The sequence below is a fragment of the Agarivorans sp. 1_MG-2023 genome (assembly GCF_030548385.1).
Classification (GTDB): domain Bacteria; phylum Pseudomonadota; class Gammaproteobacteria; order Enterobacterales; family Celerinatantimonadaceae; genus Agarivorans.
Genome location: NZ_JAUOSJ010000007.1, coordinates 160,466 through 181,112 on the forward strand (window position 1 = coordinate 160,466; position 20,647 = coordinate 181,112).

Annotated in this window: 22 protein-coding genes; 16 read left to right on the forward strand and 6 right to left on the reverse strand. The window is 43.4% G+C overall.

Annotation, left to right across the window (positions count from 1 at the left end; translation table 11 throughout):
* The first annotated feature begins 133 nt into the window (after positions 1-133).
* Both Q4592_RS12205 and mutM read left to right on the forward strand, forming a co-directional pair.
* Positions 134-592 (forward strand): hypothetical protein, encoded by a 459-nt coding sequence (locus Q4592_RS12205; RefSeq protein ID WP_303513331.1) that lies wholly within the window; start codon positions 134-136, stop codon positions 590-592.
* A 2-nt stretch (positions 593-594) separates the two neighbouring features.
* Positions 595-1,407, forward strand: a complete 813-nt coding sequence (mutM, locus tag Q4592_RS12210) for a bifunctional DNA-formamidopyrimidine glycosylase/DNA-(apurinic or apyrimidinic site) lyase (RefSeq protein WP_303513334.1) — start codon at positions 595-597, stop codon at positions 1,405-1,407.
* On the opposite strand, the gene coaD is transcribed toward mutM, so the two are convergent.
* Entirely contained in the window at positions 1,404-1,889 is a 486-nt protein-coding gene (gene coaD, locus Q4592_RS12215; protein WP_137674400.1) for a pantetheine-phosphate adenylyltransferase, read from the reverse strand. The genes mutM and coaD overlap by 4 nt on opposite strands.
* A gap of 120 nt (positions 1,890-2,009) precedes the next feature.
* On the opposite strand from coaD, the gene Q4592_RS12220 reads away from it, so the two are divergent.
* Positions 2,010-3,047 (forward strand): glycosyltransferase family 9 protein, encoded by a 1,038-nt coding sequence (locus tag Q4592_RS12220; RefSeq protein ID WP_303513336.1) that lies wholly within the window; start codon positions 2,010-2,012, stop codon positions 3,045-3,047.
* Between the two features lie 4 nt (positions 3,048-3,051).
* Positions 3,052-4,125, forward strand: coding sequence for a glycosyltransferase family 9 protein (locus Q4592_RS12225; protein ID WP_303513339.1), 1,074 nt, complete (start codon positions 3,052-3,054; stop codon positions 4,123-4,125).
* A gap of 1 nt (position 4,126) precedes the next feature.
* Here Q4592_RS12225 and Q4592_RS12230 read toward each other — a convergent pair whose 3' ends face one another.
* Entirely contained in the window at positions 4,127-4,906 is a 780-nt protein-coding gene (locus Q4592_RS12230; protein WP_303513342.1) for a glycosyltransferase family 2 protein, read from the reverse strand.
* Positions 4,903-5,943 carry a glycosyltransferase family 9 protein gene (locus Q4592_RS12235; RefSeq protein ID WP_303513344.1) on the reverse strand — a complete coding sequence of 347 codons (1,041 nt, stop codon included), beginning with the start codon at positions 5,941-5,943 and terminating at the stop codon, positions 4,903-4,905. Before Q4592_RS12235 ends, Q4592_RS12230 begins: the two co-directional genes overlap by 4 nt.
* Positions 5,944-6,053: 110 nt before the next feature.
* Here Q4592_RS12235 and Q4592_RS12240 point away from each other — a divergent pair, with 110 nt between their 5' ends.
* Entirely contained in the window at positions 6,054-6,773 is a 720-nt protein-coding gene (locus Q4592_RS12240; protein WP_303513347.1) for a 3-deoxy-D-manno-octulosonic acid kinase, read from the forward strand.
* Here the strand turns inward: Q4592_RS12240 and waaA are convergent.
* A complete protein-coding gene (waaA, locus tag Q4592_RS12245) occupies positions 6,770-8,029 on the reverse strand; it encodes a lipid IV(A) 3-deoxy-D-manno-octulosonic acid transferase (protein WP_303513350.1) in 1,260 nt (419 codons plus the stop codon). The two genes, Q4592_RS12240 and waaA, sit on opposite strands and share 4 nt — an antisense overlap.
* A gap of 128 nt (positions 8,030-8,157) precedes the next feature.
* On the opposite strand from waaA, the gene Q4592_RS12250 reads away from it, so the two are divergent.
* Positions 8,158-9,144, forward strand: a complete 987-nt coding sequence (locus Q4592_RS12250) for a glycosyltransferase family 9 protein (protein WP_303513624.1) — start codon at positions 8,158-8,160, stop codon at positions 9,142-9,144.
* A gap of 13 nt (positions 9,145-9,157) precedes the next feature.
* Positions 9,158-9,976: a glycosyltransferase family 2 protein gene (locus tag Q4592_RS12255; protein ID WP_303513352.1), complete on the forward strand. Its 819-nt coding sequence runs from the start codon at positions 9,158-9,160 to the stop codon at positions 9,974-9,976.
* Here the strand turns inward: Q4592_RS12255 and waaF are convergent.
* On the reverse strand, positions 9,973-11,004 hold the full coding sequence (waaF, locus tag Q4592_RS12260) for a lipopolysaccharide heptosyltransferase II (RefSeq protein ID WP_303513355.1): 1,032 nt from the start codon (positions 11,002-11,004) through the stop codon (positions 9,973-9,975). The genes Q4592_RS12255 and waaF overlap by 4 nt on opposite strands.
* A 48-nt stretch (positions 11,005-11,052) precedes the next feature.
* On the reverse strand, positions 11,053-12,009 hold the full coding sequence (gene rfaD, locus Q4592_RS12265; RefSeq protein WP_303513357.1) for an ADP-glyceromanno-heptose 6-epimerase: 957 nt from the start codon (positions 12,007-12,009) through the stop codon (positions 11,053-11,055).
* Between the two features lie 156 nt (positions 12,010-12,165).
* On the opposite strand from rfaD, the gene Q4592_RS12270 reads away from it, so the two are divergent.
* The 9 genes from Q4592_RS12270 to Q4592_RS12310 all read left to right on the forward strand — a co-directional run bounded on the left by Q4592_RS12270 (position 12,166) and on the right by Q4592_RS12310 (position 20,638).
* Positions 12,166-12,810, forward strand: coding sequence for a TetR/AcrR family transcriptional regulator (locus tag Q4592_RS12270; RefSeq protein ID WP_303513359.1), 645 nt, complete (start codon positions 12,166-12,168; stop codon positions 12,808-12,810).
* A gap of 82 nt (positions 12,811-12,892) precedes the next feature.
* Positions 12,893-14,086, forward strand: coding sequence for a glycine C-acetyltransferase (locus tag Q4592_RS12275; protein ID WP_303513362.1), 1,194 nt, complete (start codon positions 12,893-12,895; stop codon positions 14,084-14,086).
* 2 nt (positions 14,087-14,088) lie between these two features.
* Complete coding sequence (tdh, locus tag Q4592_RS12280) at positions 14,089-15,114, forward strand: L-threonine 3-dehydrogenase (RefSeq protein WP_303513628.1); 1,026 nt, start codon at positions 14,089-14,091, stop codon at positions 15,112-15,114.
* 31 nt (positions 15,115-15,145) lie between these two features.
* Positions 15,146-15,874, forward strand: coding sequence for a DUF4422 domain-containing protein (locus Q4592_RS12285; RefSeq protein ID WP_303513364.1), 729 nt, complete (start codon positions 15,146-15,148; stop codon positions 15,872-15,874).
* A gap of 3 nt (positions 15,875-15,877) precedes the next feature.
* Complete coding sequence (gene glf / locus Q4592_RS12290; protein ID WP_303513367.1) at positions 15,878-16,975, forward strand: UDP-galactopyranose mutase; 1,098 nt, start codon at positions 15,878-15,880, stop codon at positions 16,973-16,975.
* Positions 16,976-16,999: 24 nt separating this feature from the next.
* Positions 17,000-18,418: a capsule assembly Wzi family protein gene (locus tag Q4592_RS12295; protein ID WP_303513368.1), complete on the forward strand. Its 1,419-nt coding sequence runs from the start codon at positions 17,000-17,002 to the stop codon at positions 18,416-18,418.
* Positions 18,399-18,947: an outer membrane beta-barrel protein gene (locus Q4592_RS12300; RefSeq protein ID WP_303513371.1), complete on the forward strand. Its 549-nt coding sequence runs from the start codon at positions 18,399-18,401 to the stop codon at positions 18,945-18,947. Before Q4592_RS12295 ends, Q4592_RS12300 begins: the two co-directional genes overlap by 20 nt.
* An 11-nt stretch (positions 18,948-18,958) precedes the next feature.
* Entirely contained in the window at positions 18,959-20,002 is a 1,044-nt protein-coding gene (locus tag Q4592_RS12305; protein ID WP_303513373.1) for a glycosyltransferase, read from the forward strand.
* Between the two features lie 63 nt (positions 20,003-20,065).
* Positions 20,066-20,638, forward strand: coding sequence for an acyltransferase (locus tag Q4592_RS12310; RefSeq protein ID WP_303513375.1), 573 nt, complete (start codon positions 20,066-20,068; stop codon positions 20,636-20,638).
* Positions 20,639-20,647 lie beyond the last annotated feature (9 nt).

Below are 20,647 nucleotides of genomic sequence, written 5' to 3' on the forward strand. Positions count from 1 at the left end.
TTGGCTCTTATGTAAAAAAGCTCAGCTTAGGCTGGGCTTTTTTTTGGCCTTTTTTTAGTGCTTTGCAGGCTTGCTTGCCCTTTACTCAACAATTACTTCGCGCTTATGATGAAGTGAGAAAGGGAGATGTGCGATGAAAATGAGCCGCCGTGGCTGGAACAACATCATAATATTTGCTGTTGCCTCAATGATTTTGATTTTTAAGTACGTAGAGTTAAACAATCAGCAATCGGAGTCTGAACAGCAACTTGCTGGCCAGCTATTGCCTCAAGGCGCGACCATACTTCGCATAGAGCTGCCAGAGTTGGTGATTGAGCGAGTGGGCACCCAATGGCGTAGTGAGCCGCCTACAGAGCGCTCTATTGCGGTGATAGATGCTTGGTTACATATCACCCTAGAGCCATGGCAAAACGCCTTAGGTGGCGCCGCGAGTAGCCAAGGCGTACATATTTACCTTGCCAATTCGGCTGCTCCTATCGAGTTAACCTTATTTGAGTTAGGCCACCAACGTTGGCTGACTAATTGGCAAGGCCAACTATTGAGCCTTGACGAAGACAGCTACCACGCCCTTTTTCCTACTACGAGTTTATAAACATGCCTGAGTTACCCGAGGTTGAAACCAGCCGACGCGGCATTGCCCCGCATATCGAGCAGCAGGTTATTAGTGAGATCATTGTGCGCCAAGCTAAATTGCGTTGGCCGGTGCCTGAGCTTATCCAGTGCTGTGTAGGCTTGAAAGTATTGGCGGTAACACGCCGCGCTAAATACTTGCTGATTGAAACTCAAGCTGGCCACATTATTATTCACCTTGGTATGTCTGGTAGCTTGCGCATTGTAGATAGCGGTTTGGTCGCTGAAAAACACGATCATGTTGATATTGTATTGGCCAGTGGTAAAGCGCTTCGTTTGAACGACCCTCGCCGCTTTGGCTGTGTATTGTTTAGCCAGTTGCCTATCGAGCAGCATAATTTGTTGGTTAATTTAGGGCCAGAGCCTTTAACCGATGAATTTACTTTTGAGCATTTGGCTGTGCACGCGGCTAAACGTAGCGTAGCGGTTAAGCAGTTTATTATGGATAACAAAGTGGTGGTGGGTGTAGGGAATATCTACGCCAACGAAGCATTGTTTAGAACCGGTATTCATCCAAAACGCGCTGCCAACAAAGTCAGTAAAGTGCGTTTAGAGTTGCTCACCGACAACATTAAGCAAGTATTAGCCGAGGCGATTGAGCAAGGTGGGACGAGTTTAAAAGATTTTACCAACGCTGACGGTAAGCCCGGTTATTTTAAGCAGACATTGGCGGTATATGGCCGTGAGGGCGAGGCTTGTGATAGTTGTGGAGAGTTAATTAAGGCACTACGCATTGGTCAGCGTAATACCTTTTATTGTCCGCATTGCCAGCGTTAACTCGCAGCAAGTTTAGCGCTGACAGCTTGAGCAACTTGTGGTGATACAAAGCGTTCAATATCGCCACCGTGTTTAGCTACTTCTTTAATCAAGCTCGATGAAATAAACGAAACTCCTTCGCCTGGGGTTAAAAATACGCTTTCTAGGTTTGGGTCTAACTGGCGGTTCATATCTGCTAGTTGCATTTCATACTCAAAATCTGAGCCGGTACGCAAGCCACGCAGCAATACGTTCGCATCTTGTTTTTTGGCTAAATCAACCAATAAGCCAGTAAAACCAATCACTTCAACATTATTTGCTTTGGTTACGGTTTGTTCCAACAACGCTACCCGTTCTTCTAAACTAAACAGTGGTTGTTTGCTAGGGCTGGCGGCCACTGCCACAATCACTTTGTCGAACATTTTTGCAGCGCGCTTAATTAAATCACTATGGCCATTGGTTACAGGATCAAAGGTGCCAGGATAGATAACCCGAGTTGTCATGAGTATTTGCCAAAAATTAATGTTAGCTGGATTATAACCCGCTCAATCGATTGGGGAAAATTCTTGAGCATACCTGCAAGATTGGTCACAATGCGCAAGCTTGGTCATTAGGGTAAAAAAATGCAAAAACTGTTGGTAGTGCGGAACGATAAAATAGGCGACTTCATGTTGGCATGGCCCAGTTTCGCTTTACTGAAAAACTCTCTACCCAATTGCGAAATTAGTGCTTTGGTGCCTAGTTATACGGCACCTTTGGCAGAGTTATGTCCCTGGATCGATAAGGTGATCATTGACTGTGGAGCAGAGGCTGATGGCCAGGCTCAAGCAAGCTTGTTACAGCAGGTTAAACAGCAGCAGTTTGATGGTTACTTGTGTTTATTCTCGACTATGCGCAATGCTTGGCTAGGTGCACGAGCGGGTATTAAGCACCGTTGCGCACCCGCCACTAAGTTGGCTCAGTTCTTATTTACTCAGCGAGTAAAACAGCGCCGCTCTCAATCACGTAAACCTGAATTTGAGTATAATCTCGATTTAGCCAAGGCTTTTTTAGCGAAACACCAAATCGACGCTAAAGCCTTAGACGCCCCTTTCTTGTCTTTTTCGCCCGCACAGACAGAGGCGCGTAAAAATAGCGAATTTACCGGCTCGCAGCCTATGGTGATGGTACACATTGGCAGTGGCGGCTCAGCCAATAATTTAAGCGTGGAGCAGTATTTTAGCTTAATTGATTGCTTAGCTAAGCTTAATTTAGACCTACACTTTGTGATTACCGCTGGCCCCGGAGAGTTGGTAGCAGCGCAAGATTTGGTGAATCAATTGGCAAAAGCCGAAGTCTCACATCAGCTGTACTTTTCTGAAGAAGGCCTCACTACCTTTTGTGAAGTATTGGCTTGCGCAGATATGTTTATTGCTGGCTCCACGGGTCCACTGCATATCGCAGGTGCGTTAGATGTACCCACGGTAGGTTTTTTCCCTAGTAGACGCAGCGCCACACCGTTGCGCTGGCAACCACTTAATAGTGCTGGTCGGCATATTTCATTTTCTCCACCTGCTGGTGAGCTAACTCAAGAAGACATGAGTTTAATTAATGTGAGTGATTCAGCAGTGAAAATTAATCTTTGGTGGCAAAAGCTACACGCTAATGATCCGGTAGAATAAATCGATGAGCATAACTAAAAAAATTCGCACCGCGTTACGCCAGTTTGACGGTAAACGCCGGGAAAAGTCTATTGGTCTAGAGGTATGGTTTCTAAAATTACTTGGCGGACAAAAAGGCCGTAGTTCAACGCTGTTGAAACCTGCAGAGGTTAAACGAGTTCTAATTATTCGCAATAATAAGCGAATTGGTAATATGTTTTTCTTACTGCCGTTCGTCAATCAAGTGAAATCTTTGTATCCTAGCGCAGAAGTTGAGTTAATTTTAAGTGATCCTTGGCAAGGTTCAATTTTTGAGAATTTAGGGCTTAGTCAGATTCACTTTTCTCAGTTTGGTTTGAGAACCATACCTGCATTCTTTAGTTCAATAAAAGCGCTAAGAAAAAAGCCCTACGATTTGATTTTATTGCCTTATGGAGGCTCAAGTGATCGAATTGTCGCCTCAATGATTGAAAGTAAAAACGTAGTTGCTTTTTATGGGCGTGCGGATGCTGCAGTATGTAGTCATACGTTCAAGTATCAAGGTCGATATTCCCACTTTGCGTTAAGTTGTATGGAGTTGCTAGAGCAGCTGCACGACGCTGAGCCTAGTGATTATTATGCTCGCTTAGTGTTAAGCGATGTGGAACAACAGCAAGCGCGAGACCAGCTAGTTGAGTTGATAGGTGAAGATAATAGTAAACCTTGCCTAGCTTATTTTAGGGGCGCACGTGGTGCGAAGGTAATTGCCGATCAAGATTGGCAAACTCTTTTGGACAAGTTTAAGCAACATTATGGCAATCAAGTTAATGTTATCGAAATTCTCAGCCCGGATGTAGTGAAGCCACTAACAGATGCTGACTTTACTTATTCAAATGGCGATTTGAGAAAACTTGCTGCTTTTTTACAACAAGTTCCCTTGTTTTTCTGTGGTGATACTGGTCCTTTGCATTTAGCCAGTTCAGCAGGCGCGCATTGTGTGGGCTTATTTACGGTAACTAATATTGCCCAATACGGCTGTTTAGGAGAGCACGCAGTGAACCTAAGTGATTTAGCGGCGATTAACGCCGCTGAACTTTTGGCCGAACTGGGCCTAGAATAAGTTACTTTCGGTAATGACTATCGTGTTGCCTCGCCCATAAATCAGCGTATTTTACAAAGGTAGAATGGGCTGATAATACAGCGATCAAAAAGCCTGCCTTACCATCTAAAAAGCCACGTTTGAGTAAGTACATTTTGGCAAAACAGCCAATGGCATGTAACACTCCTTGGCCTAAGGTAACACGTTTACCTCGCGCCTCTCGTTGGTCGGCCCAAGCCTTGGCGTAGCCGGCTGACTTCACTAGGTAGTGCTCAATGTTGCGATAGGAGAAGTGCAGGATATCGCCATCTAACTCAGCCACTTGCGTACCCTCTGGCACAATGACGGATTCATGCACTAGGTTGTCGTTGTAAGTGGTGAGTTCACGCGGGTATAAGCGCACGTGGCGGTAATACCACCCGGAATGTTTAAGAAAACGGCCAAATACCCAGGTCAATTCGTTAAGGTTAAACACGGTATCGGCAGGTGGGTTTTCTAGCATTTGTTCGATATTTTCACGCAAGGTGTGGTCGATGCGCTCATCGGCATCTACCGCAAGAATCCAATCACTGGTGGCGTAGCTCTGCGCTAATTGTTTTTGTTTGCCAAAACCTGGCCACTCAGTATTGCTATATACGTCTTGAGTATATTGTTTAGCGAGCTCTAAGGTGCCATCGGTACTGCCAGAATCCACCACGACTATTTGGTCAACCCAACTTAGGCTTTCTAAGCAATCTTTAAGGCTGTCTTGTTCATTTTTAGTGATGATAATAGCGCTAATGCTGGTTTTGTTTACGCTCATAACTGTTGCTCTTGTTTAATCGTCTCAAACATCTCGATAACGGCATCGAGCGTAATATGTTGCATGGCGTTTGGGTCTTTTAATCGGCTACGCCAATTAAGTTGATCGGCGGCCTTACCCTGCTCTTGCTCGATAAGTTGCTGCCATACACTCACCACATAGTGCCGATAATGATAAGGTCCAGTGCGTTGCGGGTTATGATGGGCATACAAACCTAACACGGGGGTGTTCACCGCTACCGCCATATGTGCCGGTCCAGTATCTGGAGATATTAGCAGATCTGCCTGCGCGATAAGGGCCCAAAGTTGACTTAATGAGGTTTGCCCACACAGGTTATTGAGTTGTTGATTACAGGCTTGATTAATGTGTTCGGCAAGTGCCACTTCACTTTTAGTAGGGCTACCAATTAAGCTGACTTGAAAGCCTTGCTGTAGGGCGTGTTGGGCAATACCTACATAACCTTCAAGAGTCCAATTTTTATAGGATTTACTGGCTGCTGCACATATAAGTATATGTTTACCTTTATCGTTACCTTGAATGTTAAGTAAGTCTTGAGCGAACTCAATATCTTGCTTGCTCAAAGGAACCTGCCAATGCACTGGCTTGGGAGCAATATCTAGCTGCGAAAGAAACTGCAAGAAGCCATCCAATACATGAGGGGAGCTGGCGGGTAAGACTTTTTCGTTGGTGAACAACCATTGGCCGTCTTTAGCTCGGCTTTTATCAAAACCAATACGCCTTTTGGCCTTGATACAGCAACTCACCAAACTGGATCTTAGTGCTGCTTGCATGTGCCATAAGATATCAAATTGCTGATTCGCTAGTTGTCGCCTTAACGCGAGTAAACCTTTCAGGCCTTGTTTTTTGTCGTAAACCACAACTGTAATGTCGCTATACAGTGCGAGTAGTTGTGCCTCAGCTTTGCCGCAGATCCAGGTTACTTCTACCTGTGGAAGAGCTTGTTGAAGCTGCTGCACTACTGCAAGCGCATTACATACATCCCCAATGGCGGATAAGCGCAGGATGCAAATTTTCAAGGCAGGCTGGTTTGTTGTCATTTTGCTAAAAGTGGCGGATTTTCTTAAGTATTATGCTTTTTGCGGTGCGCGATGTAAAATTGTTGGGATTTGTTTCACAAGCGAAAACTATGCAGATTGAAAAACAAAAAACTCCCGACGGCTGGCTATTCTATAACTCTACCGTGTGGCAACAAGTAAGCGATGCTTATTTTGAAGCGCGCCATTGGCAGCAAAATAGAGCGGTAGTGGGCCAAGCAATTGGTAGAGGTAAAACCTTGTTTTTCCGTTTTGAGCATCGAGAGTTTGTACTGCGCCATTACCACCGTGGTGGTTTAGTCTCTAAGCTGAGCAACGATCGTTATTTTTATTCCAGCTTGCATAGAAGCCGAGTGTGGAAAGAATTTGCCTTGCTGATGAAATTACAAGCGCTGGAGTTGCCTGCTCCGGTGCCTGTTGCGGGTAGAGTAAAGCGCACTGGCTTAACTTTTCAGGCCGATCTTATTCTTGAGCGGATTAGTGGTGCAAGAGATTTAGCGCAGATGCTGAGTGAGCGACGTTTACCATTAAGCTTATGGCAAAAAATAGGCGAGACCATTGCATTGTTTCATCGCTCTGGGGTTTATCACGCCGATCTCAATCTGCGTAATATTATGGTCGATGATCAGCAAAAGGTATGGTTAATCGATTTTGATAATGGTCGACTGTGCCGGCCGCGTAAAAAATGGCAACAGGCTAACATTGCTCGCTTTTATCGCTCATTGGAGAAAGAGCAGGCTAAGCCGGGCTATTGCCATTGGTTAGAGTCTGATTGGCAGCACCTGCTAGCAGCTTATAAACAAGCGCTTTAATGATTAAGCAAGGCATCTAAACTACGCGCTAACGCTCCTTGGTTTTGTTTAACAATGCCAAGGCCTGCCTCTCCCGCTTTTTTTCGAGCGTTTTCATCACTGAGCCATGCTTTAATCCAATTGGCCAGCTGTTCGTTGTCAGCGCTTAGTTTTAAGGCGCCACAAGCTTGTAGTTGTTGGCTGATATCAGAGAAATTGAAGTCATATTCACCTGCCACACAAGGCAAGCACATGGCTGCGGCTTCCAAGTAATTGTGGCCGCCTATTTTTACTAGTGAGCCACCAATAAATGCTGTATCAGCACAACCATACATCAGCATCATTTCACCCATGGTGTCGGCTAAATACACTGTTTGATTAGAATTGGGGACTTGCTGCAGGCTACGTCGAGCGAAAGATAGCTCTCGGGCTGCGATTAGCTCTGCCACTTGATCAAAGCGTTCTGGGTGGCGAGGCACTAAAATGAGCAAACTATCGGGCAATTGCTTGCGAACTTGTTGCATCACGTCGAGAACAAGCTCGTCTTCACCCTTATGGGTACTAGCCGCTATCCATACTAAACGCTCAGCGAATAAGCTTTTGCGAGTATCAGCCGCTTGCTGTATTAGGGAGTCAGTAGCAGGTAAGTCATACTTGATAGAGCCACTGACTTGCAGATTTGCAGCCGCAACGCCCAATTGATTAAAGCGCTGGGCATCATCTTGGTGTTGGGCTAATACCAAACTAAGTTTCGCGAACAAGCGCTGACTAAAACCTGAAAAACGTAAATAGCGTTTGCAAGAGCGCTCCGACATGCGTGCATTGACTAATGACACCGGAATACGATGTTGCTGACACACGCTTAGCCAGTTCGGCCAAAGCTCGGTTTCCATAACCCAGAGCTTTTTAGGCTGATTTTTGTGGATAAAAAGCTTGATGCATGGCCATAAATCAAAAGGCGCGTAGCGATGAGTTATTAGCTCACCTAGCTTAGCGGAAACTTGCTCCGCACCCGTTGCAGTGGTGGTGGTAACAAGAATATGTAACGCTGGGTGTTGTTGTTTCAGTTGTTTAATTAACGGTGTAGCGGCAATGACTTCCCCGACAGAAACGGCATGGAACCACAGGTCGACATTGCTAACTTTTTTACCAAAACCAAAATGCTCAACCCAGCGTTTACCTACATTAGGTTTGCCCGCTTTTGGCCAGTAGAGCTTGTACATAGCAATTGGAAGAAAGGCGAAAAGTAAAAGCTGGTAGAGGATAAAGAGAATCAAAATAAAATAAAGTGAGTGGTTAATAGGCTGAGTTTAGCACCTAAAACTTGCTAAAGGTTAGTAGTTTACTTTGAAGCTGGTAATATTGTAGGTGATGTTACTTCCAAAAGTGAAAGCACGTGAAAGTTATGATTATTCGAGCTGGAGCATTAGGTGATACTGTTTTCGCTACAGCGATTGTTGATGCCTTGCATACCCAGTTTAAACAAGCCCTTTCGGTTGATTGGTTAGGCACTTCTTTGGCCGTGGGCTTATTTAAAGAAGATCCTATTATCAGCAAAGTCTTTGTATTGAATAGGCGAAAACTTCCTATTTGGTTAAGCAAAGAGAAAAGGAGTGTTGTAGCACACTCAAGAAAGCAGCCATACGACTTGTTGATTAATCTTGAGCATTCGAAGCGATTTTCTTCCTTGTATAACGCTATTTCCGCCAGAAAAAAACTTACTGTTACAGAGGTAAAAGCAGGGCAGGTTTTAGGGCCACACGCTGTAGACAACATGCTTTCTGTCTTAGCTGGAACTGAATTCAAATACTTGGCTGCTAAGCCTAGGCTTATTGGGGCGCCTGCTACTCTTCTCAAGAAAAAGTTCGCTTTACCCGACTCATTTGTTGTGCTGCATGCCGCCAATAGTCATTCAGACAAGCAAGATTATCGAAGTTATCGCTCTTGGCCAATTGATTGCTGGTTGAGCCTTGCGAAAAGTTTGCTGCCATCGACCCATATAGTGCTAGTGGGCACCAGAGAAGAAGCGGGCTCTTTGCTTCCATTGACTTCTATAAAGCACGCTAAGCTTCATAATTTAGTTGGGGCGACAAACATTGCAGAGCTAATTGGTGTATTGGGCTTGGCGCGTGTAGTGATTACCACCGATACAGGGCCATCCCATATAGCGGCAGCAGCGGGTGCTCCAACTTTAGCGCTTTTTGGTCCTAGTGACTCAAATGAAACTGGTCCATATTCTTGTGAGACTAATGAGGTAAAAATAGCGAGTTTAAATTTAGATTGCTCGCCATGCTCTTTTACTCCTAGATTTAAGCAATGCAAACACAATAACTGTATGAAACTACTTTCAGTTGATATGGTGTTATCTCACCTTAAAGACCTTATGGATTGAAGCTTATTTTTTTATGAAGCAAATTACTGTAGTTGTAAGAGTGTTTAATCGCATAGATGATTTAGAGTGCTGCTTGAAGGTGATTAAAGGGCTTTGGAAACAAAACCATTATCATATTGTTTTAGTCAGCAATGGGAAAAAGTCAGGATTTACTGTACCAACAGCATTAGAAAATCTGGTTGATAGCCATATTTGCCTAGAAGAGAACGCTGGGCACTTAAAAGGAAATAGCCAGTTACTGCGAGCTGCGATTCCTTGTATTCCAATTGAAAGTGATTATACGGTTATTCTGGAAGCGGATACTTGGCTATTAGACGACTCGTTAATTACGAAATACTGTTCAAAAATGGAAAAGGAAGGGTCTGTTTGGTCTAGTTCCGAATGGATCTCAAATACTTGGAGCGTAGGTTTAGATTTTGCCATTATTAGCAGTGAGTATTTAAGAGATAACCCTTCTCTAGTTGATTATGGAGAGCATCCAGAAAAAACGGTTTGTAATTACTTAATGGATGATAAGCAGCATATTCTTTTCATAAACGAAAACATGCCAGTCCACCCCAGCAAAACATTTCGCACTTTATATCCGAAGTGCAATTATAGATTTAATACCTTTGTAACTTCTAAAATGGTAACTCACCATGTTGAAGAACTAGATTTTAGTTTGGAAGAGAAAAAACACTACGCCAACCTGTGTTTAGAGGAAGACTTCTTTACTGTTTCGTTAGTTCAAAACCGCCAACTCTTTCGGTTGAAGCACCGATTGATAGCTCTTTTAGTTAGGGTGTTACCCCAATCAAGCTGGTTTAAACGTAAGCGCCGTTGGCAAGGTTAGTCTATGAGATTTTTCATTGCACTGATCGCTCGTTCGGGAGCTAGCTCCGTTAAACATTTTAAGTGGCCAAACTGACACGTTTTCTTAAAGCATGGCCTGCACTCAATATCGGTATGTAAAATCTCAGCCTTATCGGTAAGTGGCGGCGTATATTGTGGTGACGAAGAACCATAAACAGCGATTAAGGGAAGTTGCAGTGCCGCGGCAATATGCATTAATCCTGAATCATTACTGATTGCTAACTTTGCTAAGGCCATTAGGTCAATGGCTTCCGCTAGTTTGGTTTTACCTGCAAGGTTGTGGCAATGGCTTTGTAAGGCTTTTGGTAAATGCTCAATGATTTGCTCACCTACCGTTTGGTCTTTGTCTGACCCAAAGATCCATGCCTGCCCTTGGCATTGTTCAATCCAATGGGCAGCTACTTTAGCGTAGTGTTGTTCTGGCCAGCGTTTGGCTGGGCCAAATTCAGCGCCGGGGCATAGGGCGAGTATTGGCTGTTGAGTGTTAAGCTTTAGCTGTGCTAGCGCTTGTTGTTGATTGTTGATGTTTGCGGCTAGTGCTGGGTGGCCATAACCTGGTAGGGCTTCTGCTGAGGTCATGTTGCTTTTTGGATGAGCTAGCGAAACATAGCGCTCTACCATTAACGGGAAAGCCTGCTTGTTGCTGCGTAAATCATTAAGCAAGCCATAACGGCTTTCGCCTTTCCAACCAGTGCGTTGTTTTATACCAGCAAACCAAGGGATTAATGCAGCTTTAAGTGAGTTCGGCTGGGTGATTGCCCAGTCATAGTGGCTTTGCTTGAGTTGTTTGGCCAGCTTCCAGCGAACCGCTAATTGTAAGTCGCCATGACCAAGTGGCATACGCAGAGCGTTATCTACCTCCGGCATGCGCTCTAACATTGGACGACACCAATCTGGGGCGAGTACATCAAGTTGAGCTTGCGGATGCAGTTGCTTAAGTGCTTTGTACAAGCTTTGCGACATCACCATGTCGCCCACCCAAGAGGGGCCCACCACCAAAATCTTCATCGTTTACCTAAATAAAAGGGAGCCTGTTGCTCCCATTGGTTTTGAGAACTACTTGTTTAGCCACTTCATGTATTCGGCAACGCCTTGCGCTACATCTTTAAAGGCATCTGGGTAACCTGCGGCACGCAGCTTATCAATATTGGCTTGAGTGAAGCTTTGGTAGCGACCTTTTAAGTGATCAGGGAAAGGAATGTATTCAATCTCACCTTTCTGATGATAATTAATCACCGCTTCAGCTACTGATCGGAAGGGTTCTGCTTGGCCTGTACCTAAGTTGAAAATGCCGCTTTGTTCAGGATTTTTCCAGAACCAAAGGTTTACTTTTACAACATCACCAACATAAACGAAATCACGACTTTGTCCGCCATTGCCGTAGCCGTCGTAACCTTCAAACAATTTTGGATTTTGTCCGTCGTTTACTTGGTTGTTTAAGTGGAAAGCAACGCTCGCCATGCTGCCTTTGTGCTGCTCACGTGGACCATATACATTGAAGTAACGGAAACCAACGACTTGCGATTCAATCTCTGGTAATAAACGGCGAACGTAGTTATCAAATTGTAGTTTTGAGTAGCCGTAAACGTTTAGCGGTCCTTCGTACTGCTTTTCTTCAATAAAGGTATCGGTATCGCCGTAAGTGGCTGCAGAAGAGGCGTATAAGAAAGGAATACGGCGATCTAAACAATAATGAAGTAACTCTTTTGAGTACTCATAGTTGTTTTCCATCATGTATTTACCGTCCCACTCGGTAGTGGCAGAGCACGCACCTTCATGGAAAATGGCTTCAATTTTTTGGCCATATTCAGCGCCAATGTCTTCACCTGATACCACACGCGCAATAAAATCGTCTTTGTCGAGGTAGTCGGCAATCTCTAAGTCGACAAGATTAACAAACTTGGTGCCGTCTTTTAGGTCGTCAACCACAATAATGTCGTTATGACCTTGCTCGTTTAAGCTCTTTACAATATTGGCGCCAATGAAGCCCGCCCCACCTGTTACGATAATCATAATACTACCATTCCAAAAATTGCCGTTAATCTAAGGATTTTATGCTGTGGCGAGGGGAATAGCAATTGCCTCAACAGCAGAAGCTAGCGAAGAAAAACTGGATTTTGGCAGCGTTTACAGGTATCACAGTAGTATAACGGAGAACTTTTTAGCCAAATGAAAACTAAAGATAAAATCATTCACACTTCTTTACAGCTCTTCAATGAACGTGGCGAACGCCAAATTACTACTAATCATATCGCGGCTGAGCTAGGCATTAGCCCTGGCAATTTGTATTACCACTTCGGTAACAAGCAAGAGATTATCCGCAGTATTTTTCAATTGTATGTAGAGCAATTAGAAAACAGCTTTCGGCCGCATGCCGACCAGCTACTGAGCCTTGATCATTTAACCCAATATTTAGACGCCAGTTTCGAATTAATGTGGCGTTTTCGCTTTATGTACGCCAACTTATTGGAGTTACTGGCGCGAGACCCTGAGCTAGAGACACAGTACCAAAACATGCAGCTAGAATTGTCTAACTGGAGTCGAGATATTTTGCTGCAGTTAAAAGACAGCCGCTTTATTAGTGGTGATGACGCGATTATGGCTGAGTTGGCAGACAGCGTTAAGTTCATTATTGGTGCGTGGATCGGCTATCAAAGTGCGCAGTTAAAGGGGGGCGAAATTACTAAGCCTCGGCTCTACCAAGGAGTACTAAAAATACTGTTTACCTTAAGGCCTTACTTTACCGAAGAGTCTATGAGTATCTATCAGCGCTTGTATGATCACTACGTAAAATGTGCTGAACGCAGCGAATAGTTTTTAATTGAGATTAAAGGCTGTATTTGCCAAATAAAGCACTATAATTCAGCTAATTTTCTGGATTTAAATAGGGTTTGGTATGACAGCCGCTTTCTCAGCATTCATTTCACAGCAACTGCAGCAAGTTAAAGATGACGGTTTATATAAAAGTGAACGGGTCATTAGTTCGCAACAGCAAGCTTCTATTGCGGTTGACCAAGGCCAAGTAGTTAACTTTTGTGCCAATAACTATCTAGGTTTAGCCAATTCTCCAGCGCTTATTCAAGCAGCCAAAGATGGCCTAGACAGCCACGGCTTTGGCGCTGCTTCAGTGCGTTTTATTTGTGGTACTCAAGATATTCACAAGCGCTTAGAGCAAGGCTTGAGCGAATTTCTGGGTATGCAAGACACCATTCTTTACTCTTCATGCTTTGATGCCAATGCGGGTTTATTCGAAACCTTGCTGGGCCCTGAAGATGCCATTATCTCCGATGCCTTAAATCACGCATCTATTATCGACGGTGTTCGCTTATGTAAAGCGAAACGCTTTAGATATGCCAACAACAACCTTGCTGAGTTAGAGCAATGTTTAAAAGAAGCCGATGCAGCAGGTGTACGTTTTAAACTTATCGCCACCGATGGTGTATTTTCAATGGATGGGGTCATTGCCAAGCTCCCCGGCATTTGTGACTTAGCGGATAAGTACAATGCGATGGTGATGGTAGATGATTCCCACGCTGTGGGCTTTGTGGGTGAGCAAGGTCGCGGTACCCATGAGTATCACCAAGTGATGGATAGAGTCGACATTATTACCGGAACTTTAGGTAAAGCTATGGGTGGCGCTTCGGGTGGTTTTACGTCTGCCAAAAAAGAGGTGATAGATTGGTTGCGTCAGCGCTCGCGCCCGTATTTGTTTTCAAACTCCTTAGCACCTTCGATTGTGAGTGCGTCTTTAAAAGTGTTGGAATTACTTGCTGAAGGTGATGCTCTGCGTAAGCAGCTTTGGGATAATGTTAGCTACTTTAGAACCGAAATGAGCAAAGCAGGGTTTACCCTTGCGGGCGCTGATCATGCGATTATTCCAGTGATGTTAGGCGATGCCAAACTGGCCAGCACCTTTGCTGACAAATTACTAGAACGTGGTATTTATGTGATTGGTTTTTCCTTCCCAGTGGTACCTAAAGGTCAAGCGCGTATTCGTACGCAAATTTCTGCGGCACATACGCCCGAACAATTAGCCCATGCGGTTAAAGCCTTTACCGAGGTAGGTAAAGAGCTTGGAGTAATAGCATGAGCATTAAGGCTTTAGCGAAAACCAAAGCAGAGCCAGGCATTTGGATGGCTCAAGTTGAGATGCCAGAGCTCGGTCATAACGACTTACTGATTAAAATTAATAAAACAGCGATTTGTGGCACCGACGTACATATTTATAATTGGGATGAGTGGTCACAAAAAACCATTCCTGTGCCAATGGTGGTGGGTCATGAATATGCTGGTGAAGTAGTTGAAATAGGCCAAGAAGTTAGAGGTTTTGCTATTGGTGACCGTGTTTCGGGTGAAGGGCACATTACCTGTGGCCATTGCCGAAACTGCCGCGGTGGGCGTACTCACCTATGCCGCAATACCGTCGGTGTGGGTGTTAATCGCACCGGCTGTTTTTCTGAATACTTAGTGATACCTGCAGTAAATGCTTTTAAGTTACCAGATGAAATCAGTGATGATTTAGCGGCTATTTTTGACCCTTTTGGTAACGCAGTACATAGTGCTTTGTCCTTCGACTTAGTGGGCGAAGATGTATTGATTACAGGTGCAGGGCCAATTGGCGTAATGGCAGCAGCCATTTGTAAGCATGTGGGCGCGCGTCATGTGGTTGTCACCGATGTGAATGATTACCGTTTGGAGTTAGCCAAAAAAATGGGCGCAACTCGAGTAGTGAACGTGGCTAAGCAATCACTTAATGACACCATGGCTGAGCTTAAAATGACTGAAGGTTTTGATGTAGGTCTTGAAATGTCTGGTGTGCCCAGTGCCTTTAGCTCAATGCTCGAGCTAATGAACCATGGCGGTAAAGTAGCCATGTTGGGTATTCCCCCTAGCGACATGGGCATTGATTGGAGCCAAGTAATCTTTAAAGGCCTTGTGATTAAAGGTATTTATGGCAGAGAGATGTTTGAAACATGGTATAAAATGGCATCTTTGGTACAATCTGGCCTCGATTTAAGCCCCATTATTACTCACCACTACTCTGTTGATGATTTTCAACAAGGTTTTGACGCAATGCGCTCAGGACAAAGTGGTAAAGTGATTTTAGATTGGCGCTAGCAGCACCCGAAAAACAAACAAGGGAATGTGTATGACTATGTATGTTGTTTCACACAAGGCTTTTCAATTGCCTAGTGAGAGCGGATACAAACCTATCTATGTTGGTAGCTCCATGAGGGAGAAAGTCGCTCATGAAGCCAGCTTTCAAAAGAATATTGCGGAAAAAAACCCTTATTTTTGCGAGTTGACTGCTTTGTATGCTATTTGGAAACATGGGCAAGATGAGATAGTCGGTATTTCCCATTATCGGCGCTTTTTTGCAAAAAAAAAGCGTAAAGGCTTGCTCAAGTATGCTTTGAAGCATCAGGTGTATTCTGAAAGCGATTGGTCTCACAAGCTCTCTGGTGAATACGACCTTATTTTACCTTCTCCTATGAAGCTTTCTTCTAGCGTATTGCTTAGCTATAGAAAGGATCATTATCTAGACGATTTATTACTGGTGCGTGAAATCATTTCTAAGGGCAAACCAGAAGGAGCTTACTTTTTTGATCAAGTTATGGCCTCTGGAGAATTTCATGGATTTAATATGCTAATAGCAACCAAAGAAGTTTTTCATAGTTATTGCTCTTGGTTATTTCCTATTTTGTTTTCGTTGGAAGAGCGATTAGATTTAAAATCTCGCTCTTCTTACCAACAGCGAGTATATGGATTTATTGCTGAGCGTTTGCTGGACGTGTGGTTATTGAAAGAGCGCTCGCTGTCCTACCTAGAAGTGCCAACTATTACCCTGAATGATAAACCGTTTGTTCGAGGTATTTAGTTTATGGCGTATGATTTATTGGTTGTTGGTTCAGGCTTATTTGGTGCGGTCACAGCCTACAAAGCTAAGCAACAAGGCTTAAATGTACTGGTCGTTGAAAAACGTCATCATCTAGGGGGCAACATTTATTGTGAAGACAACGATGGAATCAAAGTGCACAAATATGGTGCCCACATATTTCATACCAGTAATAAAGAAGTATGGGATTTTGTTAATGGTTTTGTGGATTTCAATCGTTTTACTAATTCGCCGTTAGCGCTGTCAAAAGGAAAGCTTTATAACTTACCCTTCAATATGAATACCTTTGCTCAGATTTGGGGGGTTAAAACACCTAAACAAGCATTGGACATAATTGAAGAGCAGCGAAGGGGTGTGAAAGGTGAACCGCAAAATCTTGAACAACAAGCCATTGCGTTGGTTGGCAAAGATATCTATGAACTGCTAATTAAAGAGTATACAGAGAAGCAGTGGGGGCGCGATTGTAAAGACTTACCCGCCTTTATCATTAAGCGACTTCCTCTGCGTTTTACTTTTGACAACAACTACTTCAACGATACTTATCAAGGGATACCTGTAGATGGGTATAACCCCTTAATCGAAGGTCTTTTAGCTGGGATTGATGTAGAAATGAATACTGATTTCTTGAAGCAGAAAGCTCACTATCAAGCACTTGCAAAAGAGGTGGTATATACCGGCCCCATTGATGCTTATTATGATTTTTGTTTTGGTAAATTAGACTACCGTTCTTTGCACTTTAACACTCAGCGCTTGGAGCAAGATAATTACCAGGGTAACGCAGTGGTTAATTATATTGATAAAGAGGTTGCTTATACTCGGGTTATTGAGCATAAACACTTTGCGTTGGATACAAATACTAAACACACAGTGATTTCAGAAGAATCACCACTGGAATGGCGCGAGGGTTTGGAGCGCTACTACCCAGTGAACGATGATAAAAACATGCAATTGTATAAACGCTACCGCCAATTGAGTAAAGGCACTGAAGCTGTTCATTTCGGTGGCCGTTTGGCAGAATACAAATACTACGACATGGATAAAGTGATTGCTTCGGCTTTTCACTTCAGTAAACGATTCTTATAGGCTTAATTTAAAAGGAATTTCCTCTTGCTTCTCATATTTACACGATTAAGGCTACCAACGTTAGCTTGGCTAAGCTTGTTATTTGTTGGCTTTAGTAGTTATGCGCAAGTATCGTTGTATTTGCCTCTAAATCAAAATGCAGGCATTGAATCTGATATTGAAAAATTAGTCACTATTACTTCCGCCCCAGGTTTAAAAAGACCTTATCCGGTCAATCAAATTCGTTATTACGCAGAACAAATAACGGAGGCTTACCCTAGCTTATATGCGCGCATTGATACTTATTTGAAGCGTTACGAGCAAGATTGGGCGCTTACCGATGCGAATGTAGAGCTTTCTTTAGGTAATGGCGAGCAAAGTTTAGCCAACGCTCGAGGTCAGAAAGTTGAAGATAATCTTCAAGCAAGTATACGTGGTCATTGGCGTGCCACTGATTGGGCTGCGGCTTCATTAGGCGTTCATTACACTCAAGCAAATCAATTAAATCCGACTGAAACCTTTGTCGCCTTAGGCTTTGATTGGATGCAGTTAGACGTAGGCATGCGAGAGCATTGGTACTCGCCTTTTAACGATTCGTCTATGCTAATGAGCACCCATGCTCAGGTTTCTCCGTCTATCACCTTAAGTAATTCCGAGCCGCTTACACCTTGGCGTTTCCAGTACGAATTGTTTTACAGCAAATTGGAAGAAGTTGATTGTATACGTGTTAAAGGGGAGTGTCGCCAAGATAGACCGGAGCTTTTGAGCTTTCAACTGTCTCTTATGCCGGTGGATTGGTGGCAAATAGGTATAACTCGTAATCTTCAATATGGCGGTGATGGCGTTGATCGTTCTTGGTCAGACATTCTCGAAGCCTTAGTATGCCCAACGTGTGTTCAAAGTGAAGCCAACGAAGATGCGTGGGGTAATCAACTCATGAGTATCCAAAGCCGCTTTAACATTGATATTGGCCAACCAATGAGTGTGTATTTTGAGTATGGTGGCGAGGACACGGCAAACGGATTAGATTATCAACTCGGTAATATCACCATGGGAGCGGGCGTTTATTTACCATTGTTAACCGAGCAATCTTCGCTAAGGATTGAATGGAATAGCTGGCAATCTCAATGGTATAACCATTGGATGTATCAGAATGGTTTTACCAATAATGGCAACGTAATGGGGCATTGGGGGGGTGGCAACCGCAAAGACATTAATGAAGGCGTTGGTGCTAACGCATTTTCGTTTAAATACGAGCGCATGCTAAGCAATCAAGAACAATTATTTACCACTTTACGTTACATTCAAAACGATAGTTATTATTCTGACTACAGCCCTGGTTTTGAGCTGGATATGATGTATAGCTTTAGCTTATTTGGCAACAACGTAGCTGCTGGTTTCTTGGCTGGTCGTGATACGTCGAAAGATTCTTATGGAAGAGTATATGCACAATATCATTTGTAGGTTGTTCGCACTTATAACATTCATTTTTGCTGGCAGTGCTTATGCTGAGCCGCTATCGCTGAAGGAAACCCAGTTTATCCCTTCGGTTAATCTAGGTTTAGGTGTGCAGGAGGTTGGCGTTGATAACAATACTGAAAAAGTACTCGCCAGTGACGTAGCTGTTGAAGTTCATGGTGTGTTTTCTGATAACTTCCAATTAGGTCTTGGAGCAGGTTTTATTGGTGACTTATCTAATTTTGAAGCGCAAAACTCTTACTGGTACTTAAAGGCCGTTGACGCTCGTTATCGTTTGTTTGATCAGCTTTACTTTGGGGCGTATGCAGGAGGGCAAATGAGTAATCGTTATCACACTGCATTTGGTTTGTTGTATGGCGGCTATTTACGCTATGAGTTTAGCCCGCGCTGGTCACTAAGCGGTGAATATCGTTCTACATCCAATGATGCGGATGATAACTTATCTCGCCCTCCTGGTGAATCGAACTTACGTGACTACGACATGCTTCAGCTGCGTGTAGGTTACTCTTTTTAATTTAGGGCAATATGACAACTAAAAGCTTTGTATTTATCATTGATGATCTTTATGGCGGTGGTGCAGAGAAGGTATTGCTCACCGTTGCTAGCGGTTTAGCTAGTCGCGGTAACGACGTACAAGTGTGGCTATTACGAAACAAAATAGAACACAAGATACCAGACAACCTTGACGTAACCGTATTAGACATCATTACTCCCTTTACCAAAGCTTTTGATAATACCCTTATTCAAAAGTGGCAAGCATTACGTGTACAAAGAGAATTAGATAAACAGCAAATAGACGTGTTGATTTGTTGTTCAAGCGACAAAGTTGGTGCTCACCTAAGCCACGCTAATCAGTATTTTTGGCTGCATGGAGATTACTCTGCGTGTAAATCTAAACACCTAGCTAAGACGAAGCGCCGATATAACGGTAAGCATCTTCTTTGTGTGTCAGAAGGAGCGGCTAAAAGTATTGAATCTATTGGGGTCACCCCGGCAAGTAATAAGGTGTTATGGAATCCAATTGATTACAATTCAATTAACCGAGAGGCTGATTTAGAAGAGATTACGTTGGAAGGTGATTATTTCGTTTGCGTTGCCGCATTGGAAGATAGAAAAGGCCATCATCAGTTGTTATCCGCTTTTGCGCAAAGCGGAGTTAACGAAAAATTAGTTCTTATCGGTAAAGGCCCGCTTGAAGCGAAGCTAAAAACGTATGTGAAAAATCTTGGTATTGAAAAACAAGTGATTTTTGCTGGATATAAAACTAATCCATATCCCTATATAAAGAATGCTAAAGCATTATTACTTAGCTCTAAAAGAGAAGGGGCTCCTTTAGTACTTGTTGAGGCTCTAATGCTTAAAACGCCTCTTTTAGCCATGGACTGCCCTTCGGGCCCAAGAGAAATCTTAGTTTACGCTGGGTTAGTTGATTATTTGGTACCATGTGGTGATGTAGAAGGTTTTAAGAACGGTTTACAGCGTTTAAGTGCTAATCAGCCTCAAATAAAAAAAGAGTGTTACAAACGCTTTATGCCTGAAAACACTCTGAGTGAATTCGAGTGTTTATAGAGTTAGGGGAGTCATCTGATTTATCGTTCAGCAAACCTCGATTAGTGTTGAATAAGAGGCCATATGGCATATTTAAGTACATCAGAATTAGCAAAAATACCGTTTAAATCCTTGGGTGAAAATGTAAAAATTAGTGATAAAGCTGCTATCTATGATCCACATCTTATTGAAATTGGCAGCCATAGTCGCATAGATGACTTTTGCATTGTTTCTGGCATTGTTTATATCGGTAAGTATTGTCACGTTACCCCTATGTGTTTAATTGCAGGGGGGGCTGCAGGTGTTCATTTAGCCGATTATTGCACCTTAGCTTATGGCGTTAAGGTGTTTGCTCAATCCGATGATTATACAGGGGAAACAATGGTAAATTCGTTAATCCCCAAGAAGTTTAAAAATGAAACTATTGCTAAGGTGACACTTTGCGAGCATGTAATTGTTGGTGCAAACGCTGTCATTTTTCCAGGGGTGGACGTGGCGCTTGGCTGTGCTATAGGAGCAGCTGCTTTAGTTAATAAATCAACCTCTCCATGGGGAGTTTATGTTGGTTGTCCAGCTAAGCGAATAAAAAAAAGAAGCACTAAGTTAGTAAAGTTAGCTGATGACTTTGAAAAAGAATCAGCTAGTTTTCGTCGTTAAGTCAAAGTA